This window comes from Anaerorhabdus furcosa, assembly GCF_900167375.1.
GTDB classification, from domain to species: Bacteria; Bacillota_I; Bacilli_A; order Erysipelotrichales; family Erysipelotrichaceae; genus Anaerorhabdus; species Anaerorhabdus furcosa.
Genome location: NZ_FUWY01000001.1, coordinates 461,535 through 480,422, shown reverse-complemented (window position 1 = coordinate 480,422; position 18,888 = coordinate 461,535). Strand labels below are relative to the sequence as shown.

Annotated in this window: 17 protein-coding genes; 13 read left to right on the top strand and 4 right to left on the bottom strand. The window is 32.6% G+C overall.

Annotated elements, in window-relative coordinates; translation table 11 throughout:
- Nucleotides 1–159 precede the first annotated feature (159 nt).
- From B5D14_RS02355 to B5D14_RS02320, 8 genes are all read left to right on the top strand, one after another.
- On the top strand, nucleotides 160–591 hold the full coding sequence (locus tag B5D14_RS02355; protein WP_200804734.1) for a hypothetical protein: 432 nt from the start codon (nucleotides 160–162) through the stop codon (nucleotides 589–591).
- A gap of 38 nt (nucleotides 592–629) precedes the next feature.
- The gene (locus tag B5D14_RS02350; RefSeq protein ID WP_078710976.1) at nucleotides 630–1,292 is read left to right on the top strand and encodes a helix-turn-helix transcriptional regulator; all 663 of its coding nucleotides are present in this window, start codon (nucleotides 630–632) and stop codon (nucleotides 1,290–1,292) included.
- Nucleotides 1,293–1,573: 281 nt separating this feature from the next.
- Nucleotides 1,574–2,776, top strand: coding sequence for a MalY/PatB family protein (locus B5D14_RS02345; RefSeq protein WP_078710975.1), 1,203 nt, complete (start codon nucleotides 1,574–1,576; stop codon nucleotides 2,774–2,776).
- The gene (locus B5D14_RS02340; protein ID WP_078710974.1) at nucleotides 2,773–3,975 is read left to right on the top strand and encodes an amidohydrolase; all 1,203 of its coding nucleotides are present in this window, start codon (nucleotides 2,773–2,775) and stop codon (nucleotides 3,973–3,975) included. Before B5D14_RS02345 ends, B5D14_RS02340 begins: the two co-directional genes overlap by 4 nt.
- Before the next feature lie 3 nt (nucleotides 3,976–3,978).
- Complete coding sequence (locus B5D14_RS02335; protein WP_078710973.1) at nucleotides 3,979–5,163, top strand: hypothetical protein; 1,185 nt, start codon at nucleotides 3,979–3,981, stop codon at nucleotides 5,161–5,163.
- A 301-nt stretch (nucleotides 5,164–5,464) separates the two neighbouring features.
- Nucleotides 5,465–6,484, top strand: coding sequence for a hypothetical protein (locus tag B5D14_RS02330; protein WP_143254371.1), 1,020 nt, complete (start codon nucleotides 5,465–5,467; stop codon nucleotides 6,482–6,484).
- Complete coding sequence (locus B5D14_RS02325; protein WP_078710971.1) at nucleotides 6,478–6,981, top strand: flavin reductase family protein; 504 nt, start codon at nucleotides 6,478–6,480, stop codon at nucleotides 6,979–6,981. The genes B5D14_RS02330 and B5D14_RS02325 overlap by 7 nt, the downstream gene beginning before the upstream one ends.
- Nucleotides 6,982–6,991: 10 nt before the next feature.
- A complete protein-coding gene (locus B5D14_RS02320) occupies nucleotides 6,992–10,303 on the top strand; it encodes a glycoside hydrolase family 2 TIM barrel-domain containing protein (protein ID WP_078710970.1) in 3,312 nt (1,103 codons plus the stop codon).
- 54 nt (nucleotides 10,304–10,357) lie between these two features.
- On the opposite strand, the gene B5D14_RS02315 is transcribed toward B5D14_RS02320, so the two are convergent.
- The 4 genes from B5D14_RS02315 to eda are packed head-to-tail and all read right to left on the bottom strand — an operon-like array spanning nucleotide 10,358 to nucleotide 13,841.
- A complete protein-coding gene (locus B5D14_RS02315) occupies nucleotides 10,358–10,996 on the bottom strand; it encodes an RpiB/LacA/LacB family sugar-phosphate isomerase (RefSeq protein WP_078710969.1) in 639 nt (212 codons plus the stop codon).
- 17 nt (nucleotides 10,997–11,013) lie between these two features.
- Nucleotides 11,014–11,823, bottom strand: a complete 810-nt coding sequence (locus B5D14_RS02310) for a gluconate 5-dehydrogenase (RefSeq protein ID WP_078710968.1) — start codon at nucleotides 11,821–11,823, stop codon at nucleotides 11,014–11,016.
- A gap of 10 nt (nucleotides 11,824–11,833) precedes the next feature.
- A complete protein-coding gene (locus B5D14_RS02305) occupies nucleotides 11,834–12,853 on the bottom strand; it encodes a sugar kinase (RefSeq protein WP_078710967.1) in 1,020 nt (339 codons plus the stop codon).
- Nucleotides 12,854–12,863: 10 nt separating this feature from the next.
- The gene (gene eda / locus B5D14_RS02300; protein ID WP_078710966.1) at nucleotides 12,864–13,841 is read right to left on the bottom strand and encodes a bifunctional 4-hydroxy-2-oxoglutarate aldolase/2-dehydro-3-deoxy-phosphogluconate aldolase; all 978 of its coding nucleotides are present in this window, start codon (nucleotides 13,839–13,841) and stop codon (nucleotides 12,864–12,866) included.
- 216 nt (nucleotides 13,842–14,057) lie between these two features.
- Between eda and B5D14_RS02295 the strand changes: the two genes are divergently transcribed.
- From B5D14_RS02295 to B5D14_RS02275, 5 genes are read left to right on the top strand one after another with little or no spacing between them, the layout of a single operon-like run.
- The gene (locus tag B5D14_RS02295) at nucleotides 14,058–15,239 is read left to right on the top strand and encodes a glycoside hydrolase family 88 protein (RefSeq protein ID WP_078710965.1); all 1,182 of its coding nucleotides are present in this window, start codon (nucleotides 14,058–14,060) and stop codon (nucleotides 15,237–15,239) included.
- A gap of 15 nt (nucleotides 15,240–15,254) precedes the next feature.
- Nucleotides 15,255–15,743 carry a PTS sugar transporter subunit IIB gene (locus tag B5D14_RS02290; protein WP_078710964.1) on the top strand — a complete coding sequence of 163 codons (489 nt, stop codon included), beginning with the start codon at nucleotides 15,255–15,257 and terminating at the stop codon, nucleotides 15,741–15,743.
- A gap of 12 nt (nucleotides 15,744–15,755) precedes the next feature.
- Nucleotides 15,756–16,535, top strand: coding sequence for a PTS mannose/fructose/sorbose/N-acetylgalactosamine transporter subunit IIC (locus tag B5D14_RS02285; protein WP_078710963.1), 780 nt, complete (start codon nucleotides 15,756–15,758; stop codon nucleotides 16,533–16,535).
- Nucleotides 16,522–17,340 (top strand): PTS system mannose/fructose/sorbose family transporter subunit IID, encoded by an 819-nt coding sequence (locus B5D14_RS02280; RefSeq protein WP_078710962.1) that lies wholly within the window; start codon nucleotides 16,522–16,524, stop codon nucleotides 17,338–17,340. The genes B5D14_RS02285 and B5D14_RS02280 overlap by 14 nt, the downstream gene beginning before the upstream one ends.
- A 60-nt stretch (nucleotides 17,341–17,400) precedes the next feature.
- Complete coding sequence (locus tag B5D14_RS02275) at nucleotides 17,401–18,876, top strand: heparinase II/III family protein (RefSeq protein ID WP_078710961.1); 1,476 nt, start codon at nucleotides 17,401–17,403, stop codon at nucleotides 18,874–18,876.
- Nucleotides 18,877–18,888 lie beyond the last annotated feature (12 nt).

Genomic DNA, 18,888 nt, shown 5'->3' with positions numbered 1-18,888 from the left:
AAGAGAATGTCGAAAGACATTCTTTTTTTTCGAAATAATCGATGAAAATAATGATATAATAACATTACAAAAAATTTAGAAAATTAATAATTGGAAATACTTAGGTGTAGTAGTGGGTGTAGTTATCAATAGAATAAAGATTTATTCATGAGGTAATTTATGGAATGGTTGAATGTGTTTGGATTGATAATGATAATCATAATTATGATTCCTAATATTGTATATGGATTTAAAAATAAAAGTGTAGAGAGTAAATATCAAAATAAATTGATGGAAGCAATTGAACAAATAGGGCGCTACGGTTCTATGTTTTTAATGATTATTAATCTACCTATCTTAAGTTATGGTTATTTATTTGAGAATGGGAATACCATGTATATCGTAGTAATAAGTATACTTGCGATATTTTATTGTTTAATTTGGATATTCTTCTTTCGCAAGGAAACACTACCAAGAGCAATACTTCTAGCGATTATACCAACACTTATTTTCGTTATAAGTGGTGTCTTCACTCAACGATATTTATTAGTTCTAATGGGAATAATTTTTGGAATTGGACATATAACAATAACCTACAATAACAACAAATAAATTATGATATAATTTTATTAGAAGAGGATGGATAAGATATGAATGAAATTTTGATTGAACAGTATAAGAAAATAGCAAAATTCCTTGCAGCATGTTTGGGAGAAGATTATGAAATAGCTATCCATGAAATAAAGAATGAAGAATTAAAGTTAGTTCATATTGAAAATGGAGATATCTCAAAAAGAACGTTGAAGGCCCCATTGAGTGAATTAGCTTTGAAATTTATAAATGAGAAAAAATATGAAGAATCTGATTATGAAGTTAACTATAAAGGTTTATCTGGAAATAAGGTTTTGCGCAGTTCAACCTTCTTTATCAAGAATGAGAAAGAGGAACTTATTGGATTATTGTGTATCAATTTTAACTTGGATCATATTAATAAAAGCATAAATAAGATTAATGAAGAGTTAAAAGAACTATTTAATCTAGTGGATGATAAAACTAGTTATGTTGAAGAAAGTTCAGTTGAATACTTTACAGAAGAAATATCAACTGTTATTCACAATATTATTGCGCCAATTGTAGAAGAAAAGAATTTACCACTTGCAAGACTTAGTTTTAATGAAAAAATGATACTGATTGAAGAGTTGAAAAAACAAGGCGTGTTCTTATTAAAGGGTGCGGTAAGTGAAGCAGCAGTTCAACTTCACTCTTCAGAAGCGAGTATCTATCGATATCTAAAGAAAACACAAGATGCTTAACTGATTCAGTCGGTTAAGTTTTTTTTATGTTGAAATCAACAAATGATAAATAATTATTGACGTGATAAAAAATTATCACTATAATAAAAATATGAAATAGATTTAAAAAAGCGAAAGAAAATCAGTTAAGGAAATTTCCACAAATTATAACTTACAATTTATTAATTAAAAAATGTTCTCACTAAAACATTCTTTTAATTATGCTTTGTTTGAACTGTTTCTAGCTTTTTTAACTATTTAGTGGAAAGGGAAACTATGAAAATAGAATAAGGTAGAAAAATATGAATTATGATTTTGAATCTTTGATCAATAGGAAAAAACTGGGTTCTTCTAAATGGTTAGGTATGATTGATAAAAAACCAGATGTTTCGGAAAATGTTGTGCCATTTTCAGTTGCAGATATGGAATTTAAGAATGCTCCTGAAATCATGGAGGGATTAAAAACTTATTTAGATGAAACAATCTTGGGCTATACAAGTCCAACAAATGAGTATTTAGATGCAGTTGTAAATTTTATGAAACGTCAGCATGATTGGTCAATAAATAAAGAATGGATTGTTCCAGCCCCTGGTGTAGTGCCTGCTTTAGCTCATGCAATAAGAGGTTTTACTGAACCAGGAGATGGAGTAATTATCATGTCTCCAGTTTATTATCCATTTTTCTCCTGTGTAGAAATGAATCACAGAGTAATTGTTGAAAACCCATTAATTAATAACGGCGAAAAATATGAAATAGATTTTGATGATCTAGAAATTAAGGCGAGTAATCCAAAGAATAAAATTTTATTATTTTGCTCTCCTCATAATCCAGTGGGACGAGTATGGAAAAAAGAAGAATTGATTCGATTAGTAGATATTTGTTTAAAACATGATGTTCTAATCATATCAGATGAAATTCACTTTGATTTGATCATGCCAGGTTATAAACATACCGTATTGGCTACGATATCAGAAGAGATTGAAAATCGTTGTATTGTTTGCACTGCTCCATCGAAAACATTTAATCTTGCAGGTATGCAAACAAGTAATCTTATTATTAAGAATGAAAATCTTAGAAATAAGATGAAACAAGTGATGTTGGAAGTTGCGTTTATGAGTTGTGGAACATTGGGTTATAAAGCATGTGAACTTGCCTATACACATTGTGATAAGTGGCTAGATGAGTTAATTTTAAAAATTGATGAAAATAGAAACATAGTAGAAGAATTCTGTAAAAAATATATACCTGAAATAAAAGTATACCCATTGGAGGGAACGTATTTACAATGGTTAGATCTACGTTCGTTCGGTTTAAGTAAAGAACAACTCGAAAAAGAAATGATTCAAGAATGTGAATTATTCTTTGATGAGGGATATATTTTTGGTGAAGCTGCGGAAGGATTTGAAAGAATAAATATTGCGTGTCCAACTGATATTTTATTAGAAGGATTAAATCGATTATTGAAATGGGCCCAAAGACATAGAAAGGAAAGAAGTGGTGTATGAAATTTGAAAAAGCTTTCCAAAGTGTTGAGGATTATGTAATAAAAACAAGAAGAGAACTACATTGTTTAGCTGAACCAAGTGACGAAGAAAAAAATACATTTGCTTATATAATTGAAGAAATTAAAAACATTGGATTTAACTATGAAATCATAGAAGAGTTCACGGTTGTCGCGAGGTTAGAAACAGGGAAACCAGGAAAGGTAATAGCACTACGTGCAGACATTGATGGGTTACCAGTAACAGAAAATTCCTATAATTTAAAAAGAGAAAGAACATGTGTTTCAAAGAATAAGAATGCAAGTCATGCATGTGGGCATGATGCTCATGCTGCAATGTTACTTGCATCAATGAAAGTGTTAAATGAAATAAAAGAAGAACTTGTTGGAACGTATTATTTTTGTTTTGAACAAGGTGAAGAATTGGGAAGAAAAAAGGGAGTAACATCTATCCTTGATTACTTAGAAGGAAAACGTGTGGATACTGTATGGGCAATTCATGTTTACAACAAATTAGAATCAGGGAAAATTTGTGTTGATGAAGGACCAAGAATGGCTGGAGTTGCTGGAACAATGGTGAAAGTAATTGGTAAGGGTGGACATGGTTCTAGACCAGACTTATCAAACAATCCAGTATTTGCTGCAGCGAATATTTTAGTTAATTTAGGAGGAGTTCTTGTTAACAAAATTGATGCAAATGAAACAGTGACTTGTGGTATTACCACTTTAAATGGTGGAGGTACACCCAATGTCTTTAGTGACGAAGCTACAATAGCAGGGACATTTAGATTCTTTAATGTAGAAGAAGGTAGAAAAGCAGTCGACTTATTTAAAAGTGTTAGTGAGCATACAGCTGCCATGTATGATTGCTTTGTAGAATTTGATGAAAAAACAAAAGTTATTGGAGTACCGGTAATTACAGATAAAGAATGTAGCGAGTTTGCGAAAAAAGAATTAATTGAATATATAGGAGAAGAAAAAATCGCATCATGCGATAAGTGGTATGCATCCGAATCGTTCTCCGCATACACACATAGATATCCATCAATTTTTGCGTTTTTAGGAATTAAAAATGAGGAAGAAGGTACGGGAGCAGAACATCATAGTGAGTTCTTTGATGTTGATGAAAATGTATTAATGTTAGGTGTAAAAGCAACAGTTGGATATGCAGTTAGCTTTGCAAAGAAGGATAAGGAGGATTAAGATATGTGGGATATTAGTACTGGGTTTGCAGTTATCGCTATTATTATGTTAGTTGGAGAAATCATATCTTCAAAAACGGGTGGTAAATTACCACAAATGTTCATTGTTGCAACTTTATTTCTCTTTGGATATTGGACATTCTTGCCTAAAGATATATTAACGATATCAGGATTAAGTGTTGTAGCAGAAATTTGTAAAATATTTATACTAATTCATGTAGGATCAATGTTTAATGTAAAATCATTAATAAAGGATTGGCGTGTAGTTGTAACAACTCTTTGTGCGATTGTAGGGATTCTAGCACTTGTGTTAACAATTGGTACAGTAATCTTTGGTAAAGATATGGCAATTATTGCTGCAGCTCCATTGACGGGTGGAGGTATGGCAGCGATGATTATGAATGAAGGTGCAATAGCGATTGGAAAAAGTGCATTGGGAGTAGTAGCGTTTGTAATCTTCATTATGCAAGGATTTGTAGGATTTCCAGTTACAGCTTTCTTTTTGAGAAAAGAGGGTGAACGATTAGTAGAAGAAATTAGAAACAATCCAAATTTAATTAAAGAATCAAGCACTAAGAGTGAAGGAGAACAAGCGACAAGTAAGAAGAAAATTTATGAGTATGTACCAACTAAAATTTGTACACCTACTTATTATTTGACAGTAATGGGTGTATTGGGTTGTTTAGGTTTAATAATCTTTAAACTTCTTAATGGTGCCATTGATCGTAGTATTGTTATGATTATTGTTGGTGTAGCTGCAAGTCAATTTGGATTGATTCCACCAAATCCAATGAATAAATCTGATTCAGCAGGTATATTGAATTTAGCGTTATTTGCAAGTTTCATGTCAGGATTTGCAGATACAACACCAGCATCAATAGGACAAATGGTTATCGTTGTATTTGGCTTACTCATAATTGCAACTGTGGGTATTCTATTGTTCTCGATTCCAGTTGGAAAGAAGTTTGGCTATTCAACATGGATGGCATCAGCAATCGGTTTAAACTGTTTCTTGGGATTTCCATATAATTACAACTTAACCAATGAAGCAGTAGATGTTGTAGCAAAAACAGAAGAAGAAAAAACATACTTAACTGAACAGATGCTTCCAAAAATGATTATTGGTAGTGTTGTAGCGGTAACTCTTGTTAGCTGTATTGTTGCAGGAGTCTTAGTTAAAATGTTATAAGAGATTTAAAAAATTGATCGACTTACTTGTAGTTTAAAGTCGATCTTTTTATTGCGTTCAAGTTAGATTGGTTTAAATTTCAAATCATTCCTTAATAATTGTATTAATTTTTCAATAGAAACTATAAATAAGAAAGATAAACTTTAAAATAAGTTGAATATCTTGATATAATTAAAGAGAAAATGAAGGGCGATAAAGAATAATAAAAAATTAAATATTAGAATCGCAGTTCTCTATCGTTTCAATAAGTAGAAAGGAAAGATATAATGTCATTTTTTACAAGGATATTAAACCAAAATTAATGGACTATAAAAAGCTAACTAGATTTATTTCGATAATTGCTTTGAGTTTGATTGTATTTTATGTGTGGATTTGTATTATTTCACTAGTTGATATTAGGGCAAAAGATAATCCGGTATTGAATTTCATAGTAGTTATCCTTCCGTTATTTGCTACTTATTTTACGGTGTGTGGAATTTTAGAGGGAATGAAATATTATACGAAGAAAAAGATGAATAATTTGTTAAAGGAATTAAAAAGTGAAACTAGTAAAGAAAATATTCTATTCAACATAAAATTACTAGATAATAAAATGAAATACAGCTTAAATGAATTACGTAAAGGTATCTTAATTCAAAGGGAAGCAGAAGCAAGACTGAAGATAAATTACTTTGAAAATATAGATACTTTACTCAAAGAATATACAAAGTTAGATAATGCATCAAGTGAACTTAAAAAGTTGATGACAGAACTTTTATCGAAAATATTATTAAGTAAAAATGAGACTGATGATGAATTTAGTAATTCAATCAAAGTTAAATTAAATATTATCGTAAAAAAGAAATATGAATTAATGATTGCTGCTACAATAATTATTGCGTTCATTCTAAGCGTTATAGAAATCACGACAGTCAATATTGGGTTGTTTGGAATCTCATGTATTATCACAGTTATCTCTTTATTAGGTGTATATTATCTAATCTATCATCACTATATGATTCAGTTTGATGAAGAGGGAATGAAGTCCAATCATGCGTTTCTAAATGAGATAGAGTGGATTGATATTATCAATGCAGGAATAATAAAAAAGGATAGTGCAAATCGATATTACTTTGTTTTTGAATTAAGGAATGCTTTAACTTATTATTCAAAAAATAGATTACAAATTCCAAAGGAAGTTTTAGAGATTGATAAGGAAAAGGGTTTTGTTATTTTCATTGAAGCGATTGAATCAAAATTATCTCAAACAGAATTACAGCAAAAAATCAATACAATGATAAAAAGATCAAGAAAAAATAAAGAAGGAGAAAAAACATGCTAAAACAAATCAACATATCAGAACTTAGTAACAATGTATTCGAACTTATATCAAAAGATTGGGGAATTCTTACAGTTCAGACTGGAGAAAAAGCAAATGGCATGACAGTGAGTTGGCTACAAATGGGTCATTTGTGGAACAAGAATGTGATCACGGTTTATGTAAGGCCTCAACGTTATACCTATCCATTTATTAATGATGAAGATACATTTTCTCTTGCATTCTTCGATGAGAAATATCGCAAGGAATTAAGTTATTTAGGTTCAAAATCTGGAAGAGATTTCGATAAACTAGCCCAATGTGAAATGACATCTAGTGTTGTGGATAACACACCAGTAATAAATGAAGCTAAATTAGTGTTTGTGTGTAAGAAGTTATACGTACACGATTTGAAGGAAGAAGAATTTTTAAATAAAGATATAGATAAGAAAGAATATGCAAAGAAAGATTATCATCGAGTTTATGTAGGAGAAATTACAAGTGTCTTAGTTCAAGAATAGGGGGATTAGAATGCGTAAAATTATATTGTGCTTAGGTATTCTAATAATTTTAAGTGGATGTTCGAAAGCACCATCACAGTTTGTTGAGCCTAGTGGAACACCAAGACCAAGTATAGTGCCACTTGAACCAGACGCATCCTTCGTAAGTGAAGAGTGGTATGACAACTATGAAATATTTGAAATTAACCGTGAATTAGCACATGCGAGTTTTACGCCTTACTCTTCTATTGAAGAAGCTCTAGAAATTGAGAAAAGTAGTTTGGATCAATTTGATATGTTTTCATCACCCTATGTTCAATCGCTTAACGGCACATGGGGATTTTATTATGCATCAAAACCAAGTGATCGATTAAAAAATATAGCGGGATTTGATGCGTTTACGTATTGGGAAGATTGGGATGACACACTCTTTGAACCCATTGTAGTTCCATCAAATATTCAAACGATTCGTAATGAGGATGGAACATTTAAATATGAGAATCCAATTTACATTAATCAAATTTATCCTTGGCTAAACTTTGAAGTAATTCAATATGGATTTCAAGGTGTACCTCTTGCACCCACAGCTGTAAATAGCGTAGGGCATTATAAACGTGAATTTGAATTGGATGAATCACTTAAAGGCAGAAATGTATTCTTAAGTTTTAAAGGTATAGAATCGGCGTTCTATGTTTATGTAAATGGGCAACGAGTTGGCTATAGTGAAGATAGTTATACAACAGCAGATTTTAATATTACTCCATATCTTAAAGAAGGAAAGAATACGCTAGCAGTAGAAGTGTATCGTTGGTCAACGGGTAGTTATTTTGAGAATCAAGATTTTATTCGTCTTAGTGGTATTTTTAGAGATGTTCTTCTTTATTCTAAAGATGATATAGAAATAAGAGATTACTTTGTGACGACAAAACTAAATGATGATTATACAGAAGCTTTTATTAATGTTGATGCATCAATTAGAAATTTAACTTCTGATTCCAAAAGTAATTACTCTTTACTAATTGATATTTATGATCAAACAGAAAACAAATCTGTTTTAGATAAACCGGTAATACAAGAAATAGAAACGCTTCAATCCTATAAGAGTATTAAGGATGAGGGAATAAATATAAACGAGGGAATACAACTTAAACAACCCAAACTATGGAGCAGCGAGAAACCTAATTTATATCGATTGGTTATACAACTAATTGATGAAGAAGGAAATCCAGTTGAAACGGTTTGTAGTCGAATTGGTATAAGAGAAGTTGAAGTGAAAGAAATAAATGGGAAATCTCAAATTGTACTAAATGGAAAACCGATAATGTTGAAGGGTGTTAATCGCCATGAAACAAGTTTGATGAATGGTAGAGTGCTAACAAAAGATGAAATAATTCAAGATTTAGAAATAATGAAATCATATAATATAAATTCATTTAGAACTGCACATTATCCAAATCAAGAAATAACATATGATATAGCAGATGAGTTAGGTATATATGTAGTAGATGAAGCAAATATCGAAACGCATATTGGTGAAAAAGAATTAGGTGTCCCAGGAAATAACCCAATCTATACGCCACTTATTTTAGATCGAACAATGAATATGGTAGAACGTGATAAAAATCATGCGAGTATTTTATTTTGGTCACTTGGCAATGAAGCGACTTACAAAGAATATCCAATGGATGAAAATTATCCGTTCTATGTGACAACAATGTGGGTATTAAATAGAGATCCAAGTCGTTTGCGTGTCTATGAAAGAGATAATCGTATAGGTAAGACAAGAGAAGAATCAATGGTTGATGTGGTGAGCAGTCAATATTGGACACTTGATCAAATTAATGAGTATGGCAAAAAAGAAAAGAATGCATTCTTCCAATCAGAATATGGTCATGGTATGGGCAATGCTTTGGGTAACTTTGAAGAATACTATGATAGTTATCGTCAATACGAAAATATCCAAGGAGGATTTATTTGGGATTTCATTGATCAATCAATTTATACAACAGATGAAAATGGAATTGCGTTCTATGGTAATGGAAGTGATTGGGGAACACTTTTACATGATGGTGATTTCTGTGGTAATGGTTTAATCAGTGCAAACCGAGTACCACAAGCAGAAATTGAAGAGGTTAAAAAAGTTCAACAAGATTTTCAAATGAGTTATAAGAATAATTTATTATCGATTGAAAGTGAATGCGTTGATACAAATTTAAATGAGTTTGATGTGACAGTTGAATTGTTACATGATGGTAAAAGTATTTATAATAAGAAACTATCAAATGAAGAAACAGATTTAAAACCGTTAGTAACAAGAGTTATTAAATTGATGTTGCCAGATTTAAGTAGTTACACAGGTGAAGTATTGCTTAATGTGTTTGTAACTTATCGCTATGATCAAAAGTGGGCCAATGAATACGGTGGTAAAAAAGGTGATGTAAATTCCAAGGAACAGTTTATTCTTCAAGAGTACAAACCTACGATCAATTTTGTTGAAAGTAAAATGGTTAAAGCAAATGAAGATGATAAAGAAATCGTGATTCATGGAGAACAGTTTGAAATTATATTTAATAAATCTAAGGGCATTATTTCAAGCTATTCCATAAACGGTGAAGAATTATTTTCTAATGGTCCTCGAGTAAGTTTTTATCGCTCACCTGTATCGAATGATATTGAATTTAGTGAGGAAGTTAAAAATGCAGATACAACTTATGTTCCAAATAAAATCAGTTTTAGTGTAGAAGATAAATATGTTGTCGTTATTAGTGAGGGAATAATAGAATCCACAAATACTTCTCTAAAGACTATCTATACAGTGAATGGGGAGGGTGAAGTGTTAATAGAACCATCCATAAAGATTCCAACAGTCAAATCTGTTGGAGAAATCGCGAGAGTTGGCTTGGTACTAGATTTGTCCAATGGAATGACTCAGTATACACTATATGGTAGAGGTCCATTTGAAAATTATGTGGATCGTAATTCAGCTTCTTTTATTGGTATTTATACAGGTAATGTAGATGAATGGTTTAATGATACATACTTAACACCACAAGATAGTGGAAATAAAACAGATATTCGATGGATTGAAGTGAGTAGTGATAATTCGAAATTAAGGTTTGCATCAAATCAAGAATTTGGTGTAAATATCTTGCCTTACTCAGATCAAGATATTTCAAATGTGAAGCATTATTATGAACTAGAAGGAAAAGAAAAAACAACAATGCATTTGGATGTCATGCAACGAGGACTGGGAAATGGCAGTTGGGGTGCAGAACCACTTGAACAATATAAGATTAAACAAGGGAAAACAATTAAAATAAAATTCCTTATCAGTCCAAAATAAAAAGGGTTAAGTACAGAGTTTGTACTTAATCCTTTTAGTTGGAAAGGGGATATCTTATTTTAAAACTTCTTTTAAGTAAGTTGCAATTTCTTCATCTTGGCAATTGTTGAAAAATAGATCTTTGAATTCTGGGTAATCAATTGTATCTTTTAAGAATTGTTGATCCATTTCTTTTAAAATCTTAATCATAGGTTGGTGTGTTACTAACTTTACTTGATCTAGGATTTTTTTATTTGCTTGTTCAGGGATAACGCGTTCTTTTGGATAACCTCCACCAAAAGGTTCAGAGAATAATTTTTCAAAAGTATAACGAAGGTTTAATTCACCACCCCATCCAAATCCTTGAGCAAAAGGCATAGCGATACAATTGCCATCGTTTACTTGTCCAAATAGATAAGCATCCAAAGAATCAACAATATGACCGCATAATACATTAGGGAATGAGTTACATGCAAGCATTGCGCCTTGCCCAGTTCCACAACCTGTTACAACAAAATCAACTGCCTTTGCGTTAAGTAAGATAGCTGCAAGTAATCCGTTTTTAACATAAGTTAGTTGGTGTGTATCTTCTGCAGAGTACATACCATAGTTATGAACTGTATAATTTAGTTTTGATGCAACTGCGTTTAATTCATTGTAAACAATACTGTTTTTTGCTGCTTGAGAATTCTCATTAATTAGTGCGATTTTCATTTTCTATTTTCTCCCTTTTAGTTTGGTTGTTTACCAATATAAGCTAAGATACCACCGTCAACATATAAGATATGCCCATTAACAAAGTTACTTGCATCACTTGCTAAGAATACTGCAGGACCCATTAGATCTTCAGCAATCCCCCAACGAGCTGCAGGTGTTCTTGAAATAATAAATTGATCAAATGGATGACGACTTCCATCAGCTTGTTTTTCACGAAGTGGTGCAGTTTGAACTGTTTCGATGTATCCAGGTCCAATTCCATTGCATTGAATATTGTTTTCGCCATATTCAGCTGCGATATTTTTTGTAAGCATTTTTAAGCCGCCTTTTGCTGCTGCATAGGCACTCACTGTTTCTCTTCCAAGTTCTGACATCATTGAACAAATGTTAATAATCTTTCCATGTCCTTTTTTAATCATTGATGGAATACATGCTTTCGCCATAATGAATGGTGCGTTAAGATCTACATCAATGACTTTTCTAAAATCATCAGCACTCATTTCGTGCATAGGGACACGTTTGATAATACCTGCATTATTTACTAAGATATCAACAACTCCTACTTCTTTTTCGATTTTTTGAATCATTTCTTGTACTTGTGTTTCATTTGTTACGTCACATACATAACCATGGGCAGTAATACCTGCTTCTTTATATGCTTCTATTCCTTTGTTAACTAAATCTTGATTGATATCATTGAATACGATTTGTGCTCCTGCTTTTGCAAAACCTGAAGCAAGTGAGAATCCAATACCATAAGATCCTCCTGTTACGAGTGCTACTTTACCTTCAAGTGAGAAGGCATTCATATTAAATTGTGTCATATATTTTCTCCTATCTTTGTACTCTACCTGTTGTATCACCTTGACATAAGGCTTCAACCTCAGCTTCACTCACTAAATTGAAATCCCCAGGAATCGTATGCTTCAATGCTGAGGCTGCTACCGCAAACTCCAACGCTTCTTGCTTACTTTCCTTTGTCAGTAATCCATGAATCATTCCTCCAGAGAAACTATCTCCTCCACCTACTCGATCGATGATGGGTTCGATATCATATCTCTTTGATTGGTAGAACTTTTCTCCATCATACAGTAATGCTTTCCATCCATTGTGGTTTGCACTATAACTTTCTCTTAGTGTTGAGGTTACAATCTTGAAGTTGAAGGTTTCTTTCATCTCTTTGAAGATTTCATAATATCCTTCTGCTCCTGTTTCTCCTTTTTCTACATTTGCTGTAGGTTTAAATCCTAAGCATAACTCTGCATCTTCCTCATTCCCTATACAAACATCCACATACGCCATTAAGGGTTTCATAATAGATTGTGCTTTCTCTTTACTCCATAATTTCTTTCTGAAGTTTAAATCAACTGAAACTGTGACATTGTTCTTCTTAGCTGCAATACATGCCTTCTCTACAAGTTTTGCTGCTGTGTCACTAATCGCTGGTGTTATTCCTGACCAGTGGAACCAGTCTGCATCTTTCATGATGGCATCAAAGTCAAAGTCATCTTCACTAGCTTCTGCTATGGCAGAGTGGGAACGGTCATAGATAACTTTACTAGCTCGCATACTTGCGCCTGTTTCTAAGAAGTAGATTCCAACACGTTCCCCACCTCTTGTAATGTAGTCAGTATGTACTCCAACTTGTCTTAGTGCATTCACTGCTGCTTGTCCTACTTCGTGTTGTGGTAGTTTGGTTACGAAGTAAGCATCATGTCCATAGTTCGCTAACGATACTGCGACATTTGCTTCTCCTCCTCCATACACCACATCAAACTCATTACTTTGTGTGATTCTACTATTTCCCGGGGTTGATAATCTCAACATGATTTCTCCCATGGTTATGATTTTCATATTGTACCTCCTACATCTTTACATCGGGATTGATTAAGTGAAACTTAAATCCTGCGATGTCTAAATCAAGATAAGCAAAATTGATTTTGCTTGTTTTTTTATTTCTTGTAATTGTATCTTCTAATACGTTGATTCCTAATTTAGCTAATTGATAAATAGCACGTTCTGGATAGGGAGTATAAATTGCAATATGACCATGATCCCCTGGACCAGGTGCATTTAATAATTCAAATCCTTCTCCAGCAAAAGTACTTTTTGGTTTTTCATATAATTTAAAGCCGAAGCATGTGGATAGAAGTGTGGCATATTTAGAGGCATCATCTTTTGAATTGGTGTTAATTCCGATGTGAATTAAGCGGTAATTTAATAAGCTAGTGATGGCTTCTTTTGCTTTTGCTTCAATACCATCCCAATTTTTACTATCAATTAATTCTTGTGGTAACATAAATGATCCGCCGATAGCGTCGACACATGGAAGTGATAAATAATCATGCATATTGTTTTGGTTAATTCCACCAGTCGGGATAAAATGCATTTTTGTATAAGGTGCGCTTAAGTCTTTAATGCGTTTAGCACCACCGCTGCTTTCGGCAGGAAAAAATTTTACTGTGTCTAAACCAAGAGTCATGGCTTTTTCGATTTCTGATGCAGTTGAGATACCAGGGATAATTAATACATCATGATCAATGCACCATTTCACTACTTCTTCATTGAGACCTGGAGAAATAATGAACTTTGCACCAGCTTCAATTGCTTCTTGCGCTTGTTGGATGGTTAAGACTGTACCTGCACCCACAAGGATTTCAGGATAAGTTTTCGAGATATCTGAAATAGCTTGTTTTGCGTGCTCACTTCTAAATGTGATTTCAGCACAATTGATTCCACCTTTATTTAAAGCATTAATCATAGGTAGTGTGTCGCTAGGGTTATCGATTCTAATGACGGGTATAATACCGATGTTTGATAATTCTTGTAATATTGGATGCATAAATTACGACCTTTCTATAAATAATCCTAGTAAACCATAGTAAACTGGTTTATACGATACTATAATAGTCGTATTTCTAAATAAAGTCAAGTTATTAAAAAATCCCAATAAACGAGCATTTAAAAGGTTTTTATAAAAAGTATTTGACAAGTTATAAATTATAAATATATAATGACATTGCGAAGTAAACTAGTTTAATAGAAAGGTGAAAAGAGAATGAGAACAATTGCTATTGAAGAAATCAGTAAGAAACAAGAGTTTTTAGAAACCATGCCACTTTCAAAAGAAGAATTAAACCAAGCAATCCAAGAAGTGTTGAAACAAATCGATTTAAATATGGAGTATTTAAAGGATAAATTTCCGGCACCAGCTACAAAAGGACTGAAATATCCAGTAATTGATTGTATTGAGTGGACAGATGGATTTTGGACAGGAATGCTATGGTTAGCTTACGAAGTAACTGGTGATGAAAAATATAGAACTGCTGCTGAAGCAAACATTCTTACATTTAAACATCGTATTGAAAATCGTATTGAGGTGGATCATCATGATTTGGGATTTTTATACACGCCTACATGTGTGGCAGCTTATAAGTTAACAGGTAGTGAAATTGCGAAAGAAACAGCAATTATGGCTGCGGACAAACTTATTGAGCGTTACCAAGATAAAGGAGAATTCATCCAAGCGTGGGGAGAATTTAATAATCCGGATCATTATCGTTTTATCATTGACTGTTTGTTAAATATTCCATTGTTGTATTGGGCAACAGAGGTAACAGGAGATAAGAAATATGAAGAAATTGCACGTAAACACTTTGAAACCAGCATCAAATATGTAATTAGAGATGATGCAAGTGCATTCCATACTTTCTATATGAACCACGAAACAGGAGAACCACTAAGAGGTGCAACACGCCAAGGATATAGTGATGATTCTTCTTGGGCAAGAGGACAAGCGTGGGGTGTTTATGGATTAGCATTAAATTATAAATATACACATGAAAAATCAATCTTTGGTCTTTATGAGGGAATGACAAACTATTTCTTGAATCGTTTACCAGATGATAATGTTTGCTACTGGGATTTGATTTTCCTTAATGAAGCAAAACAATCAAGAGATTCAAGTGCAGCGGCAATTGCATGTTGTGGAATGGATGAAATGAGTAAATATCTAAGTGATGATAATTCAAAGATTTATATGGGAGCAACTCATAATATCTTACGTTCATTGATTCATAACTACACTAGCAAAATGCATGAAGCAGGAGATCCCGTTTTATTCCATGGAGTCTATTCTTGGCACAGTGGTAAAGGCGTGGATGAAGGAAATACATGGGGTGATTACTTCTATTTTGAGGCGTTAGTTCGTCAAGCAAAAAAGTGGAATCCATATTGGTAGAAAAGGAGACAATATATGAGCACACCAAATATTATCATGACTAGAATTGACGAGCGTTTAATTCACGGTCAAGGACAAATTTGGATAAAAGTTTTAGGGTGTAATACTGTTATCGTTGCTAATGATAACGTTGCGGAATCACCTGTAGAACAAACACTAATGAAAACTGTTGTTCCTACTTCAGTTGCAGTTAGATTCTTTCCAATCCAAAAAGTTATCGATGTTATTCACAATGCAAGTTCACAGCAAACAATATTCTTAATCATTAAGAATTTAGAAGATGCAAAGAAACTTGTAGAGGGGGGAGTTCCAATAACTCACATCAATATTGGAAATATTCATAATGCTGAGGGCAAAGAAAAAGTAACACGCTCAATTTTCTTGTCAGAAGCAGACAAACAGATACTTCGTACTTTAGTTGAACACAAGGTAACGTTTGATACAAAAACAGTGCCAAATGAAGGAAACAGTAGTGCAGAAGTTGATATCACAAAATATATATAGGAGAAAAAGTATATGGAAATTACAATTGTACAAGCAGTTCTAATTGGACTGTGGACGGCGTTCTGTTTCTCGGGAATGTTGTTAGGAATTTATACAAATCGTTGTATCATCTTATCATTTGGAGTTGGGTTAATTCTTAATGATATGCCAACGGCACTTGCTATGGGGGCATTAGCAGAACTTGCTTATATGGGGTTTGGAGTTGGTGCTGGGGGAACAGTTCCACCCAATCCTATTGGTCCTGGAATCTTTGGAACATTAATGGCTATAACAAGCAAAGGCAACATTACGCCAGAAGCAGCATTGGCATTATCAACACCGATTGCGGTAGCTATACAATTTGCACAAACATTTGCTTACACAGCATGTGCTGGCACACCAGAAAGTGCTAAAAAAGCAATTCTTGCAGGGAATTTTAAGAAATTCAAGGTTTCAGCGAATACAACGATTGTATTGTTTGCAGTAATTGGATTTGCACTAGGTTTTGGAGGAGCGATATCAATGGATACAATTATTAAATTAGTTGATTATATTCCACCTCTTTTACTTAATGGATTAACTGTAGCGGGTAAGATGTTGCCAGCAATTGGTTTCGCAATGATCTTATCAGTTATGGGTAAAAAAGAACTTGTACCATTTGTGTTGTTGGGATATGTATGTGCTTCATATTTAAAACTACCAGTAATAGGTATAGCAATAGTAGGTACAATCTTTGCTTTAATAGATTACTATAGAGAACCAAAAGTTGTAGAAGTAGTGGCTGAAGGAGGAAAACAAGATGACTGGATCTAATAGACTAACTAAAAAAGATTATATTATTACTTCACTTCGCGCTTTCTTCCTGCAAAATGGATTTAACTATAGTAACTATCAGGGGACAGGATATGCAAATATTATTTATCCTGCAATTAAAAAGATTTACGCAGATAATCCAGAAAAATTAAAACAAACCATGGTAGATAGTTGTGATTTCTACAACACAAATCCTCATTTCTTACCTTTTATTACTAGCTTGCATTTGGTTATGTTGGATAGTGGGTTAAGTGAAGAAGAATCACGTGGAATTAAAATGGCATTAATGGGACCTCTAGCAGGGATTGGAGATTCATTATCACAATTCTGTTTGGCACCTTTATTCTCAACGATTGCTGCATCATTAGCTGCAGAGGGATTAATTGCAGGGCCAATTCTATTTATAGTGGCAATGAATTTTATCTTAACAACAATCAAATTAACGACTGGTTTATATGGCTATAAATTAGGTGTTAGTGTTGTGGATAAATTGAGCAAACAAATGAGTACAATTTCAAAAATCGCAAACACAATTGGTGTAACGGTTATCGCTGGACTTGCAGCAACATTTGTAAAAATAAATGTTCCAATCTCATTTGCAGCAGGAGAATTGAATGCTGATGTGAATCAATCGATTGTAACAATACAAGGGATGTTAGATAAAATAGCTCCAAGTCTACTTCCTATGTTATATACATTAATCGTTTATTATTTAATCAAGAAAAAAGGATGGACAACTTATAAGTTAGTTATTCTTACTGTTATCATTGGTATAGCGGGTTACGGTTTAGGAATATTATCATAAACGTTAAGAAATCTACTCAGTGTAGATTTCTTTTCAATAAAAGGAAGGTGTAGTATACGTATGAAAAAATATTTACAAAACGAAGAAGAGAATAATAAAATCGTAAACTATGCAAATGAGATAATTTATCACCAGTTTTCATTTGATAAGACATGGGATATGGAACGATGTATAAAAAAATATCAGTTACCGAAAAGTATTAATTGGAATCAAGTATACAATGAAGATGAAGAATGGGTGTTTATGCTCAATCGTTTTAGTTTCCTAAAAGATTTGGCAATAGCATATTTAATAACTGATAAAAAAGAATACTTGGATAAAGCAAAAGAGTTAATAATCCAATGGGTTGATGCACATCCAACGATAGAATATACTTTATCAACACGTACGTTAGATACAGGTATTAGAATTGAACTATTTGTAACAATCACTCAATTTTTAGAAGAAAATAAACTCTTGTCAATGAATGAAAAAAATAAAATTATTTCAAGTATATTTCTTCAAATAAAGTATTTAAGAGAAAATTATATTACGAAATATCGATTAAGTAATTGGGGGAGTATTCAATTATTGACTCTACTTTATATCATTCCTCAGATTGATCTCAATTATAAAATAAATAAAATTTATTTATGGGCAAAAGAAGAAGCAAGGAAACAAATTGAAATTCAAATCTACCCAGATGGCATGCATTGGGAACAATCAACAATGTATCATGTGGAAGTATTAAATACGTTGTTAAGAATGATTCAAATGAATAAAAAGAATCTGATTGAGATTGATGAAATTTATATTAAAATAGCGTACGAGATGACGGATGTATTGTATGGATTAACCTTGCCTCAGGGATACATTGAAACTTTTGGTGATAGTGATAGAGTAACAACTCATGATATTTTTATAAAAGCGTGTAGCATTCTAAATACGAACCGTTGGAAGAAAAATAAATGGAGGGTTGAAGCTGAAACGATTTTTGATTTAGGTGAGGCTTTGGTAAGACGATATAATCAGCTAGATATAAATGAAGAGTTACCGTTAAATTTTGATGGGGTTGATTCTGGAATATTTGTAACGAAGAGTTCTAATTCAAAAGATGCTTCCAGTACTATGTTTTTAAATGGTTCATTAGGAAGTGGACATGGACATTGTGATAATTTACATGTTTCCTTCTCTATGGAAGGAATACCGTTTTTAATTGATAATGGGAGATATACTTATAGGGAAGATAGTCAGGATCGCATACGACTTAAATCGATGAATTCGCATAATGTATTAGTGATTGATGAAAAACCACATTCAATAGCAAATGGTAGTTGGAGCAATAAAGCGTTTTGTAGACCCACAAAAACATATTATCGACATGTTGATAAGTTTCACACTTATGAATCAGGTGTTACAGTTTTATCTGAGGGATCAAGCATTTTTAGAAAATTGATTGTTATCGACAGAATATATGGGTTTTTGCAGATGAAATTTTCTATAGTGGAAATCATCAAGCAAAAGCTTATTATCATTTTGATCCTGAAGTACAAGTGAATGAAAATTTAT

What these genes read in the sequence shown, in the direction of transcription:
- B5D14_RS02355 (WP_200804734.1), top strand. Translation starts at nt 160, where the DNA reads ATGGAATGGTTGAATGTGTTTGGATTGATAATGATAATCATAATTATG.
- B5D14_RS02350 (WP_078710976.1), top strand. Translation starts at nt 630, where the DNA reads ATGAATGAAATTTTGATTGAACAGTATAAGAAAATAGCAAAATTCCTT.
- B5D14_RS02345 (WP_078710975.1), top strand. Translation starts at nt 1,574, where the DNA reads ATGAATTATGATTTTGAATCTTTGATCAATAGGAAAAAACTGGGTTCT.
- B5D14_RS02340 (WP_078710974.1), top strand. Translation starts at nt 2,773, where the DNA reads ATGAAATTTGAAAAAGCTTTCCAAAGTGTTGAGGATTATGTAATAAAA.
- B5D14_RS02335 (WP_078710973.1), top strand. Translation starts at nt 3,979, where the DNA reads ATGTGGGATATTAGTACTGGGTTTGCAGTTATCGCTATTATTATGTTA.
- B5D14_RS02330 (WP_143254371.1), top strand. Translation starts at nt 5,465, where the DNA reads ATGGACTATAAAAAGCTAACTAGATTTATTTCGATAATTGCTTTGAGT.
- B5D14_RS02325 (WP_078710971.1), top strand. Translation starts at nt 6,478, where the DNA reads ATGCTAAAACAAATCAACATATCAGAACTTAGTAACAATGTATTCGAA.
- B5D14_RS02320 (WP_078710970.1), top strand. Translation starts at nt 6,992, where the DNA reads ATGCGTAAAATTATATTGTGCTTAGGTATTCTAATAATTTTAAGTGGA.
- B5D14_RS02315 (WP_078710969.1), bottom strand. Translation starts at nt 10,996, where the DNA reads ATGAAAATCGCACTAATTAATGAGAATTCTCAAGCAGCAAAAAACAGT.
- B5D14_RS02310 (WP_078710968.1), bottom strand. Translation starts at nt 11,823, where the DNA reads ATGACACAATTTAATATGAATGCCTTCTCACTTGAAGGTAAAGTAGCA.
- B5D14_RS02305 (WP_078710967.1), bottom strand. Translation starts at nt 12,853, where the DNA reads ATGAAAATCATAACCATGGGAGAAATCATGTTGAGATTATCAACCCCG.
- eda (WP_078710966.1), bottom strand. Translation starts at nt 13,841, where the DNA reads ATGCATCCAATATTACAAGAATTATCAAACATCGGTATTATACCCGTC.
- B5D14_RS02295 (WP_078710965.1), top strand. Translation starts at nt 14,058, where the DNA reads ATGAGAACAATTGCTATTGAAGAAATCAGTAAGAAACAAGAGTTTTTA.
- B5D14_RS02290 (WP_078710964.1), top strand. Translation starts at nt 15,255, where the DNA reads ATGAGCACACCAAATATTATCATGACTAGAATTGACGAGCGTTTAATT.
- B5D14_RS02285 (WP_078710963.1), top strand. Translation starts at nt 15,756, where the DNA reads ATGGAAATTACAATTGTACAAGCAGTTCTAATTGGACTGTGGACGGCG.
- B5D14_RS02280 (WP_078710962.1), top strand. Translation starts at nt 16,522, where the DNA reads ATGACTGGATCTAATAGACTAACTAAAAAAGATTATATTATTACTTCA.
- B5D14_RS02275 (WP_078710961.1), top strand. Translation starts at nt 17,401, where the DNA reads ATGAAAAAATATTTACAAAACGAAGAAGAGAATAATAAAATCGTAAAC.